Origin of the sequence: Streptomyces chartreusis (assembly GCF_008704715.1) — a bacterium.
Classification (GTDB): Bacteria; Actinomycetota; Actinomycetes; order Streptomycetales; family Streptomycetaceae; genus Streptomyces; species Streptomyces chartreusis.
Window position 1 is genome coordinate 597,443 of the sequence record NZ_CP023689.1, and the last position, 11,949, is coordinate 609,391.

At 71.5% G+C, this 11,949-nt stretch carries 8 protein-coding genes; 3 read left to right on the top strand and 5 right to left on the bottom strand.

What is annotated here, in order from left to right; genetic code table 11:
* Nucleotides 1–20: 20 nt before the first annotated feature.
* The 3 genes from CP983_RS02470 to CP983_RS02480 all read right to left on the bottom strand — a co-directional run bounded on the left by CP983_RS02470 (nucleotide 21) and on the right by CP983_RS02480 (nucleotide 4,337).
* Complete coding sequence (locus tag CP983_RS02470) at nucleotides 21–842, bottom strand: transferase (RefSeq protein ID WP_150498339.1); 822 nt, start codon at nucleotides 840–842, stop codon at nucleotides 21–23.
* Nucleotides 839–2,104, bottom strand: coding sequence for a glycosyltransferase family 4 protein (locus CP983_RS02475; RefSeq protein WP_150498340.1), 1,266 nt, complete (start codon nucleotides 2,102–2,104; stop codon nucleotides 839–841). Before CP983_RS02475 ends, CP983_RS02470 begins: the two co-directional genes overlap by 4 nt.
* Nucleotides 2,105–2,168: 64 nt before the next feature.
* Nucleotides 2,169–4,337, bottom strand: coding sequence for an alpha-galactosidase (locus tag CP983_RS02480; RefSeq protein WP_150498341.1), 2,169 nt, complete (start codon nucleotides 4,335–4,337; stop codon nucleotides 2,169–2,171).
* Here CP983_RS02480 and CP983_RS02485 point away from each other — a divergent pair.
* Nucleotides 4,336–5,373, top strand: a complete 1,038-nt coding sequence (locus tag CP983_RS02485; protein ID WP_150498342.1) for a LacI family DNA-binding transcriptional regulator — start codon at nucleotides 4,336–4,338, stop codon at nucleotides 5,371–5,373. The genes CP983_RS02480 and CP983_RS02485 overlap by 2 nt on opposite strands.
* Before the next feature lie 93 nt (nucleotides 5,374–5,466).
* Nucleotides 5,467–7,929, top strand: coding sequence for a carbohydrate-binding protein (locus CP983_RS02490; protein WP_150498343.1), 2,463 nt, complete (start codon nucleotides 5,467–5,469; stop codon nucleotides 7,927–7,929).
* A 59-nt stretch (nucleotides 7,930–7,988) separates the two neighbouring features.
* Here the strand turns inward: CP983_RS02490 and CP983_RS02495 are convergent, their stop codons facing one another.
* Nucleotides 7,989–9,755 carry an ABC transporter ATP-binding protein gene (locus tag CP983_RS02495; RefSeq protein WP_150498344.1) on the bottom strand — a complete coding sequence of 589 codons (1,767 nt, stop codon included), beginning with the start codon at nucleotides 9,753–9,755 and terminating at the stop codon, nucleotides 7,989–7,991.
* A 117-nt stretch (nucleotides 9,756–9,872) separates the two neighbouring features.
* The gene (locus tag CP983_RS02500; RefSeq protein ID WP_150498345.1) at nucleotides 9,873–10,730 is read right to left on the bottom strand and encodes an aldo/keto reductase; all 858 of its coding nucleotides are present in this window, start codon (nucleotides 10,728–10,730) and stop codon (nucleotides 9,873–9,875) included.
* Between the two features lie 291 nt (nucleotides 10,731–11,021).
* Between CP983_RS02500 and CP983_RS02505 the strand changes: the two genes are divergently transcribed.
* A complete protein-coding gene (locus CP983_RS02505; protein WP_150498346.1) occupies nucleotides 11,022–11,906 on the top strand; it encodes a Gfo/Idh/MocA family protein in 885 nt (294 codons plus the stop codon).
* Nucleotides 11,907–11,949: the final 43 nt, after the last annotated feature.

The window sequence follows — 11,949 nt, forward strand, 5'->3', positions numbered from 1 at the left end:
GACCGTAGGAGTACTTGCGGTCAGGTTCTGTCCGCAAGTACCGAGAGATCGTTGTCGACCGTGTAGTAGGGCCGCACGACCGCGCCGCCGATCGTGGCCGCGGGGAGAACGAAGATGTCCTTGCGGTCCGCGACGTCGTCGAGGAGGCGGCCGATCCGGACCGAGGTCCCACCGTCGACGCGGACGGACAGGTCCCAGACCCGGTTGCCGGTACCGGCGTCACCGGCCAACTCCCCGTAGTCCACGGTGAAGGAGAACCCCCGCCCGTCCTTCCCGACCACGGGGACGACGGTCCGCTCGGTGCCGCCCGCGCCCCGCAGGCGCAGCCGCACGGCCGGTCCCGCGCCGAAGCTGACGCCGTGCAGCCGTGCCCTGACGGTCATCGAGCGGTCCGTGACATCGATGCCCTCGACCTCCGCGTGGGCGGTGCGCAGCCACGCCCGCAGCGCGAGGTATCCGTCCCTGGTGACGTACGGGACCCGTACGGCGACCGGTGACGGCCAGTCGCGCAGATGGCCGTCGACGAGGGTCCGAAGGTCCCGCAGCCCGGGACGCAGTCGCTGCCGTGGCACACCGGGTTCGGGGATCAGGTAGACGTCCCACCGGCCCTCGGCGAGCGCGGGCTCCGGCTCCAGTACGGCCCGCGGTCGGCCGTCCTCCGCCGGTTCCAGGTCGACGGTGTGCAGGACCTTTTCGGGCTGCCCCTTCTTGGGGCGGAGTCGCAGCAGCAGACGGCCCGTGGCCGACGGTGCCCGCAGCGCGAAGGTGAGGCGGCCGTCCGCGTCGGCCGTGCAGTCGGTGCGGAGGTCGGCCACGCTCGTCGTGCCTTGTCCGGTGGTCATCGGTTTCCCCTCCGTACCATGTGCAGCGCACCCGAGGCCACGGCGTACGCGGCGTCGCGTGCGGCGAAGCCCTGGCTGACCAGGGCGCGTTGTATTCGGCCGCGTTCCGGTGCCCCCTGTCGCGCGGTCCCCCGTGCGGCCATCGCCTCGTCGATGAGCCGCTCGGCCTGCTCCACGACCGGGACGGGGCCGAACCGTCGCGCGTTCTCCAGTGCCCTGCGGCCCATGCGTCGGCGCCGCTCGTCGCCACGTACGAGTTCCAGCAGCGCGGCGCTCATCGCCTCGCGGTCTCCGACAGGGACGAGCCGGCCGTCGGTGCCGTCCTCGATGATCTCGCCGGGTCCGTACGGGCAGTCGGTGCTGACGACCGGCAGGCCGCAGCGCATCGCCTCCACGATCGTCATGCCGAACGGTTCGAAGTTGGCCGCGGTCGCGCCGATCGAGCCCTTGACCCACTCCGCCTCCATGGGTGCCGCGGCTCCCATCAGGAAGGCGTGGTCGCTCAGGCCGAGGTCCTCGATGAGCTGCCGCAGCCGCGCCTGTTCCTCGCCCTTGCCGTAGATGCGCAGCCGCCAGTCCGGGTGGGCGGCGGCGACCGGGGCGAAGGCCTCGATGAGGAGGTCGTAGCGCTTCACCGGGACCAGTCGGCCCGCCGCGACGATCACCTTCGCGGTGCCGTCCGCCGCGGGCAGCACCGGGTCGGGGACGCTGTTCGGGAGTGCCTCCACCCGGACTCCGGGCAGGCGCATCTTGCGCCGGTAGGAGGCGGCGTCCGCCTCGGTGACCGTGGTCAGCACGTCGAGCCGGCGGTAGGCGCGACGCAGCGCGGTGCGCAGCCGGGGCGAGTGGTTGTCGAGGGTGAGGTGCTCCTGCCCGATGCGGACGACGTGCTCCGGCGCCTGGCGCGCCAGGTGCACGTTGAGCCCAGGGCGGGTGCCGATGACGACCTCGGCGTCGGTCTGCGCCAGACATTCGCCGATCCGCTGGTCGGTCAGTTCGCTGTACTGCCCGTAGCGGTATTCGGCGGCGGGGAACACCCGCGCCGGTCTGAGGTGCAGCGGATGTTCCTTCTCATGTCTCAGGTCGACCAGTGGCCTTAACGACACTCGCGGGTCCAGGGCGAAGTTCGGGCGTTCGCGGTGCCGCAGGACCGAGACGATCTCCACCTCGTGCCGGTCGGCGAGTGCCTGGGCCAGGTTGAACGTGGTGGTGATCGTGCCTCCGATCCCGTAGGCGTTGTGGAGCAGGAAAGAGATCTTCATGGCGGACTAGACCGCGCCGAGCCCCGTTCCGTTGCCTGCTGTTACCGCTCCGTTGCCTTGCAGGTCATGTACTGGACAGACGCACCAGCAGAACACCGGGCGTGCGCGGCAGTGTCACCCGCAGTGCCCCGTCCTCGTCCCGGACCACCGAACCGGCCGGCACCGAGGACGGGTGGAGGATCTCCACACGCGCCTCCCGGTCCGCCAAGTGGTGGATGGACAACCGGAGTTCGTTCTGTCCGCTGCGGCGCCAGACGGTCAGGTATGTCGTGCGGTCGTCGGGTGACCGCAAGCCCAGCGCCAGCCATTCGTCCGTCCAGCCGGGCAGGCCCAGCGGCCAGAACGGCACAGCCCGTGCCAGGTCGCGGCGGATCGACTTGTAGGTGACCAACGCATCCTGCACGAGGGCGAGTTGATGCTTCGTCATACGGTCCAGGTGGCCCGACAGATGGATCCGGCCGAGCAGGGCCCCGCCGAGGGTGAACGCGATCAGGTCGTCGTCGTACTCGGGTTGCGGGTAGGCCCAGACGGCGCCTTGCTCGGGCGGTACGGCACTCGGTGCGGCGGCGGCGATCGGCGGGTAGCGCAGCGGGTCCTGCTGGTCGCTGGTGGACTGGAGCTGGGTGACGGCGAGCGTGGCCCCGTCCATGCGCATCCCGCCCGAGGCGCAGTTCTCGATCACGAGATGCGGGTGCCGGTCCAGGACTTCGGAGAGCCAGTCCAGGTAGGCGTGGGCGTGGCCGAGCAGCCCGGCGCCGGGTGAGACGTCCCCGGGGGCCGTCGTTCCGGGGGCGATCACGATGTTGTAGTCCAGCTTGAGGTAGCCCACACCCCACTCGCCGACGATCCTGTCGATCGCCTTGTCGAGGTGGGCGCGGGCGGCGGGATGGCGCAGGTCGAGCTGGTGGCGGCCCTGTTCGGTGAGGCGTATGCCGTCGCGCTGGAAGAAGGCGTCCGGCGGGAGTGCGGAGGCGAGGGGGCTGCGTACGCCGACGGCCTCCGGCTCCAGCCACAGTCCGGGCACCATGCCGCGCTCACGGATCCGGTCGAGGACCACCGCGATCCCGCCGTCGGGGAAGCGACGCGTCGAGGGCAGCCACTCGCCGACGCCGTCCCACCAGCCGCCGTCGGCCGAGTCGTCGTACCAGCCGGCGTCGACGCAGAAGTACTCCGCGCCCGCTTCGGCGGCCGCGTCGATCAGGGGCAGCAGCTTTTCGGTGGTGGGGTCGCCCATGAGCGTGTTCATGTAGTCGTTGAAGACGACCGGGAGCGCGCTGTGGTCGGGGTGCGGGCGGCGTACGGCCCGGCGGTACGAGGTCAGCGCGCCCATCGCCTCGTCGAGCCCGGATGCGACGGCGAGCACACCCGGCACGGTGGTGAACTCCTCGCCCGTGCCGAGCCCGACCCGCCACTGGTGCTCGGCGTCGGTGGGCCCGTTCAGCGCGAGGTGGGTGCCGTGCGCGCTCTCGCCCAGGTCCCAGCGCCAGCCGGCCGGGGACTCGACCTGCCACAGCCAGGTCCGCCCGCTCCCCCGCTCGGTCAGCGCCCCCATCGGCAGATGACCGTCGGTGGGCCAGCTGCCGCGCCCGGCCAGGACGAGGGCGGCACGGCTGGCGTGGCCGTGGACGGCACCGTTGATGTCGGCGACGGTGCCGCGCAGCGGCTCGGTGTACCAACGGCACTCCGCGAGCCAGTCGTTGCGGGCGCGCAGCACATCGAGGGTGTCGGGCGCGGGGAGCCCGCCGAGCAGCAGGCTGCTGACGGACTGGAGGACGAGGGGGTCGGTGCCGTCGTTGCGCAGCCGGACCCGGGAACGGAGCACCGGGAGTCCGTCGGGGGATGTCAGCTCGACGAACGCCGTCAACCCTGTGTCCGGGTCGTGGAGTTCGATGTGCAGCCACCTCCAGTCGCCGCGCCTGCCGGTGCGGTGGTCCCGGTACTTCAGCCGCGTTCCGAGGGCCGTGCCGGTGAAGCGCGTGCCGGACCAGCCGCTGCCGTGCCCGAGCGCCGTCAACTCGACGAGCGGGAGGGCGGACTCGGGGTCGACGGGACGTGGCCCGCCCGGACGGTCGAGACCCACGAGCCGCGGAGTTCCGTCGGCGGCGACGGCGAACTCGGCCCGCAGCGCGGAGTGGCCCCAACTGAACCCGCCACGCACGCTGAACCCATCACCCCTACCGGACAAGGTGCCCCCTCTTGACGGCCCCGATGTGACCGGTAACAATCCTGGCATGCATGTGACCGGTCACACAAGGCGCCCGGCGAGCATCAGAGACGTCGCGACCGCCGCCGGTGTCTCGTACCAGACCGTCTCCCGGGTGATCAACGGGCATCCCAGCGTCAAGCCCGACACCCGCGCTCGGGTGCTCGCCGCCATCGACGAACTGGGCTTCCGGCGCAACGCCACCGCGCTCGCCCTGGCCAGCGGCCGCAGCAGGGCCGTGACCGTGCTGACCGCGAACACCACCCACTACGGCTACGCCTGCATCCTTCGGGGCGTGGAGGAGGCGGCGCGTGCCGCGTCCTACGCCGTCGGTATCGGCGTACTGGAATCGGCCGACGAGGCCGCCGTCGGCGCCCAGGTGCAGCGGGCGGCGGACACGGGTGGCGGGCTGATCGTGATCGCGTACGACCCGGCCGGGGTGCGGGCCCTCGGCGCCGTCCCGGCCGGGCTCCCGGTCGTGGGCGTGGTCGAGACCCCGGCGAGCCCGCCCGGCGGTGATCTGCCCTGGGTGTGGACCGACGACCGCGAGGCCGCCTACGAGGCGACGCGCCATCTGCTCTCCCTGGGTCATGAGACGGTCCACTACGTCGCCATCCCGTCCAGCACCCGCCGCACGAGCGCCCGCACCGCCGGCTGGCGTCAGGCCCTGAGGGACGCCGGTGCTTCGGAACCCCGTCCCGTGCAGGGCGGTTGGGGCCCTGAGGACGGTCACGCCGCGGGACTGGAGCTGGCGCGGGATCCCGCGGTCACCGCGATCCTGTGCGGCAACGACGACCTAGCGCTCGGCGTGCTGCGCGCGCTGCACGAGTGCGGCCGTGCCGTGCCCGGCGAGGTCAGCGTGGCCGGGTTCGACGACGCCCCGCACTCCGCCTATCTGAACCCGTCCCTGACGACCGTACGTCTGGACTTCACCGGGTTGGGAAGGGCCGCGTTCGCCCTGCTGCACGGCGTGTTGGAGGAGGCCGCGCAGATCGCCCCGCGCCCCGTGTCGGTACCGGAGCTGGTGGTCCGGGAGAGTTCCGGGCCGCCGCCCGCCACCGTCTGAGCCCTGATCACACAGACGGCGACCGCAACGCGCCCGCCGAGCGCGGCTGTTCCGAGTCCCGCTTCCTTGACCACCCTTCTCGAAAGGCACGTGATGCGGACAAGCGCTTTCCCCGTCCCGGCACCGGCCCCGCAGCGCCTCACCGTGGATCTCGCCGTCTCCGAGGGCCCGGTGCTGCTCGGCGCCAACGGCGCGTTGTACGGGCTCAGCGACGACGGAGTGCCCGGCGACGCCGCCCTGGAACCGCTGAAGATCACCAGCGTCACGCAGAAGCCGGAGGGCGGCGCCCAGCATCCGGGCGGCGACGCGCTGACCGTCGCCAGGTCGTTCTTCCGCACCGGCGGCGGCGAGATCCTGGTGATGATGCAGGACGTCCACGCGAAGTGGCCGTACGAGAACCTCGGCATCGACGACTACCTCCTCAAGGTCGACAAGATCGTCAAGGACATCTCGGCGGACCCCGACAGCGAACGGTTCGTCTACATCCCGTTCAACGAGCCCGACCAGATCTGGTACGAGCTCGAAACCGCCGATCAGGCGCGGTACGAGGCCAACCGAGACCGCTTCTTAGCGGACTGGCGGACGGTGTACCGCCGCATCAAGGCCATCGACCCGGACGCGAGGATCGCCGGCCCCAACGAGGCCGGCTTCCACTCGCGCCTGCTGCGGGACTTCCTCGCCTTCGCCCGGCGCGAGGACGTCCTGCCGCAGGTGACCACCTGGCACGAGCTGGACTCCGCCTCGCTGCGCGTCTTCCAGGCGCACCACGACGACTACCGCTCCCTGGAGCGGGAGGCGGGCATGGCCCCGCTGAAGATCAACATCGATGAGTACGGCAACCGGCGCGATCTGTCCGTGCCCGGGCAACTCGTGCAGTGGGTCTCGATGTTCGAGAGGAACAAGGTGTACGCCAACACGGCCTACTGGGACGCCGCGGGCAACCTCAACGGCCATGTGGTCCGCTCCGGCATCCCCAACGGCGGCTGGTGGTTCTTCCGCTGGTACGCCGGACTGACCGGCGACACCGTCGAGGTGAGCCCGCCGCGGGCGAACACCGTCGACACCCTCCAGGGCCTCGCGTCCCTCGACACGGCGCGCCGCCAGGCCCAGGTACTGCTCGGCGGTGCCGACGGCGACTCGGACGTCGTGGTCCGCAACGTCCCTCCGTCCGTCTTCGGCGACACGGTCACCGCGACCGTCGCCGAAGCGGCCTGGTCCGGCTATGAGGGGCAGCACGCGACGCCCCTCGTCCTGGCCCGGACGAAGGTGCGGGTCGCCGAGGACGGTTCGGTGACCGTGCCCCTGCGCGATATGCACAGGATGTCCGCCTACCGGATCGTCCTCACCCCCGGCGGCGAAGGCACCCCGGCCACGCCCGACATGCCCTGGAGCGCGCGGTACGAGGCTCAGGAGGCGGCCGTCACCGACGGCGAGATCCGCACCCAGGGCACGGCCGAGGACCCCAACGGCTATGCCGCCTCCGGCAATCAGGACGTCGGCTCCCTCGACCGGCCCACCAGCAAGGTCGACTTCACGGTGACGGTGCCGCACGACGGGACGTACGAACTGGCGATCCTCTACGGCAACCGGTCCGGCGCCCCCGCGACCCAGCGACTCCGCGTCGACGGCGGCGATCCGGTCACCGTCACCTACCCGTCCACCGAGAACTGGACCTACCGCGCCAAGAAGGAGCTTCAGGTCGATCTGTCCGCGGGCACCCACGTGTTGACGCTCGCCAAGGGCACGGCCGAGGTCACCCTCGACCGCATCGACCTGACCGCCCGCGCCGGGGAGCCCACCGCCTCGTACGAGGCCACGCTGGCGGACATCGGCGGCAGCCCGTCGTACGACTACACCTCGTCGGCCGGGGTCGGCACGGGCGCGCTGGTGCTGGGGACCGGCGACAAGGCCGTCTTCGACGTCTACGCCCCGCGCGACGGCTACTACACGGTCGTGGCGCAGGCGTCCTCGGAGGTGGAGCTCGCCCTGCACGGCGAGCGGGTGACGGCGCCGCCCGGACGCTCCCTTCGGCTGTACCTCGCGGCGGGCAACAACCGCGTCGTGGTGCGCGCGGAGCATGCCGCCGTCCGCTCCCTTGACGTCTGCGGCGACGGCTCGGCCGAGGGCACCCTTGGCTGCCCGGCCGCAGCCGCGGCCCTCGCGGGCGGGGCGGAACTCGTCGCATCGCCTTACGCGTCCACCGGTTCCTGCATCGGCCGGCTCGGCAACAGCCCCTCCAGTACGGCCGAGTTCACCGTCGAGGCGCCGAGGCCGGGCCGTCATCTGCTGGTCGTCCACTACGCGCACGACGACCGGCGCGACAACGGCCACGCCTACAACACCGACATCATGTCCCGTACGGCGGATATCACCGTCGGCGACGCCGAGCCGGTGAAGGTCACCTTCAAGAACACCTGGAGCCCCGACGACTACTGGACGGTGAGCGTCCCCGTGGAGCTGAAGGAGGGCGCCAACAAGGTGACGTTCGGCAACGCGACCGCGTGGGCGCCGCGCATCGACCGGATCGAACTGGGCCGAGTGGTCGGCCTGCTGTAGCCTCACCCGTCCCGCCCGTTCCACGCGATCTCGTGGGTGGAACGGGCGGGACGGACGCGTCAGGCGACCTGGCCGCTGTGCAGTGCCGCGTACGCCCCGCCCCTGCGCAGGAGTTCCTCGTGGGTGCCGATCTCCTCGATGCGGCCGTCACCCAGCACCACGATCCGGTCCGCGCCCCGCACGGTGGACAGGCGGTGGGCGACCACGAAGGTGGTGCGGCCGTGCAGCAGCCGGGCCAGGGCCTGCTGGACGAGCGCCTCCGACCGGGTGTCCAGGGCCGAGGTCGCCTCGTCCAGGACCAGCACCCGCGGATCGCGGATCAGGGCCCGCGCGATGGCAAGCCGCTGTCGCTGACCGCCGGACAGCCGCGCCCCGCGCTCACCGACCAGGGTGTCCAGGCCCTGCGGCAACCGGTCGACGAACTCCAGCGCGTTCGCGTCGCGCAGCGCGGCACGCACCGTCTCCTCGTCGGCGTCGTCCATGCCGTAGGCGACGTTCTCGCGGATCGTGCCGTCGAACAGGATCGACTCCTGCGGCACGACCGACAGGAACCGGCGGTAGGTGCGCAGGTCGAGGGTGTTCATGTCCGTGCCGTCGAGCAGCAGTTGCCCCGAGGTCGGGCGGATGAAGCCGATGACGAGGTTCAGCACGGTGGACTTGCCGGCGCCGGACGCGCCGACGAGGGCGATCGTCTCCCCCGGCGAGACGGACAGGGTGAAGTCGCGTACGGCGGGGCGGCCCGTGTCGTAGGCGTACCCGACACCCTCGAAGGTCACGGCACCACGCAGAGACCCGAGTTCGGCCTTGCCCTCGTTGTCCTCCAGCTCGGGGGCCTGGAGGACCTCACCGACGGAGCGGACGGACTCCAGGCCCTTGGTGATGACCGGCGCCAGACCGGCCAGCGTGGTCGTGGAGTTGGTGAGGGTGGTCAGGAACGCGCTCAGCATGACGACGTCGCCGGCGGTGACGCCCCAGACGCCGTAGTACGAGACCAGTGCCGCGCCGGCGAGGACCAGCACGCCGACCACGTTCAGTACGACCCAGGCGAGCGAGCCGAAGCGGCCGTTGACGAGGTCGAGGCGCATGCCGGAGGTCAGCAGCCGGTGCAGGGTGCCGTCCATGCGGCGCAGCGCCTTGCCCTCCAGGCCGTGGGCGCGGGTGACCGGGATGAGCCGGGTCATCTCCGTGACACGGGAGGAGAGGGTCTCCACCTCGTGGCGGAAGTGCTCGTTGTGGGTGCGCAGCCGGGCCCTCAGACGGGCGACGACCAGTGCGGCGGCGGGCACGACGACGAGGAAGACGGGCACGAACTCCGGTGTCCGTACGCCGATGATGACCAGGCCGCCGATGAGCACGGTGGTCGCGCCGAGCCCCGTCTCCGCGGTCTGCTGCACCATCTGTTCGACGGTCTCGACATCGCGCACGACCTTGGCCTGGAGCACACCGGCGCTGACGCGGGAGTGGTAGCCGATGGACAGCTGCTGCATGCGGGTGCACAGCGCGGAGCGCAGGCCGGTGCCCATGCGGCGGACGCTGCCGTACAGCAGACGTACGTAGAGCACGTGCAGGGGGTAGTTGACCAGCAGGATGAACATGATCACGCCGGTGCTCAGCCAGAGCCGGCTGATCGGCTGGTGCTGGACGACGGTGTCGATGATGGACGCGGTGATCAGCGGCAGCAGCCAGACCGGGCTGTGCTTGACGGTGAAGACGCCGACCGCCGCCGCGAGGCGGTGACGGTCGGCGCGGAACAGATAGGCGAGCGTGCGGACGGGGTGTTCGTCCCGGTAGCGGTGGTCGAGCGGTCTCTCATGCGACGACGCCACAGGCGTTGTCCTTCCCGAGGTTCCGGATGAATTGCGGGCACCTGCGTAGCAAGCGCTTTCCCATCCTGTCCCGGGAGAGAGTACCGACGCGATCCGGGACGGATTCCCGGAGTTGCGTCAGACGGCGTCCAGTTCCGCGATCTCCTCGGCGGTGAGCACGAGGTCGACCGCGCCGAGGGAGTCCCGGATGGTCTCGGGCCGGCTCGAACCCGGGATGGGGACGACGACCGGCGACTTGGCGAGCATCCAGGCCAGGCACACCTGCTGCGGGCTCACCCCGTGCACCTCGGCGACGCGCGCGAACGGGGCGTAGGCGGAGCCCAGTTCACCGGCCCGGGAGATGCCGCCGAGCGGGCTCCACGGCAGGAACGCGATGCCGAGCTCGTCGCACAGGCGCAGTTCGGGCTCGCTGGAGCGGAACGCCGGGGAGAACTGGTTCTGCACGGAGACCAGCCGGCCGCCGAGGATCTCGTTCGCCTGCCCGATGCGCTCGGGGTTCGCGTTGGAGATCCCGGCCATGAGGATCTTGCCCTCGTCGAGCAGGTCGCGGATCGCACCGACGGACTCGGCGTACGGCACCCTCGGGTCCGGCCGGTGGAACTGGTAGAGCCCGATGGCCTCCACGCCCAGCCGGCGCAGGGACGCCTCGCACGCCTCCTTGAGGTGGCGCGGGCTGCCGTCCAGGGTCCAACTGCCGTCGCCGGGGCGCAGATGGCCGCCCTTCGTGGCGACGAGGACGTCCTTGCCCAGGTCGTGGGAGGCGAGGGCCTTGGCGATCAGGGTCTCGTTGTGACCGACCTCGTGCGCGTCGCGGTGGTAGGCGTCCGCGGTGTCGATCAGGGTGACGCCGGCGTCGAGCGCGGCGTGGATCGTGGCGAGGGAACGCGCCTCGTCCGGGCGGCCCTCGATGGACATGGGCATCCCGCCCAGACCGATCGCGCTGACCTCGACATCCCCGATGCGGCGGGTGTGCATGGGCTCGTGACCTCTCTCGGCTGTCGCGCGGAAAACGTTGTCGTCCGGTGAACGGACCATGGAGCACGGGCCGTACCGGACCACACCAGCGTCGCCGTCCGCGCGCGAGAGGTCCAATAGAAGAAAGAGAACGCATTCAGCGACGGAGCCGCTGAATTCCGTACGCTGCCGCCGTCCCTCGGGCCGTCCGGTATCCGCTTGCGCGGCCTCCAGGTCGGTATGGCACGCTCACCCTCGACCGACCGGACAGGCATCGGTCCCGGATCATCCGGCACAGTGAGAGGCGGCGGCATGCGCATCGGACTGCTAGGCACCGGCCCGTGGGCACAGATGGCGCACGCCCCCGCCCTCAGCGGGCACCCGGAGCTGGACTTCGTCGGGGTGTGGGGCCGTCGTACGGCGGCCGCGAAGGAACTGGCCGACACCTACGGCGTGCGGGCCTACGACGAGGTCGACGCGCTGTTCGCCGACGTGGACGCGGTGGCCGTCGCCCTGCCGCCGGCGATCCAGGCCGACCTCGCGGCGCGGGCCGCGCGGGCGGGCTGCCATCTGCTGCTCGACAAACCGCTCGCGCCGACGGTGGAGCAGGGGCGGACGGTCGTCGATGCCGCGGCGGACGCCGGTGTCGCCTCAGTTGTCTTCTTCACCACCCGATTCCAGCCGGAGACCGCGGCGTGGATCACCGAACAGGCGGGGGCGGACGGCTGGTTCACCGGACGGGCGCAGTGGCTCGGCTCGGTGTTCAGCGGTGACGACAGCCCGTTCGCGGACTCTCCGTGGCGGCGCGAGAAGGGTGCGCTGTGGGACGTGGGCCCGCACGCGTTGTCGGTACTGCTTCCGGTCCTGGGTGACGCGCGGCGGGTGACGGCGGCCGCGCACGGTCCCGGCGACACCGTCCACCTAGTCCTCGACCACGTCAGCGGGGCGTCCAGCACGCTGGCCCTGAGCCTCACGGCCCCGCCCGCCGCCTCGGGGGCGGCGGTGGAGTTGCGGGGCACGGCCGGGGTCACGCTTCTGCCGGAGAGCACCGAGACCGCGGTGTCCGCCCTGACCCGGGCCGCCGACGCGCTGCTGACCGCGGCTCGCACGGGTCAACCGCACCCGTGCGACGCGGCGTTCGGACTGCGGGTCACCCAGATCCTGGCCGAGGCCGAGACGCTGCTCGACGAGGGCTGACCGACCGCTGGACGGCGTCGGCGCTTCAACTCGCCGGCTCGTC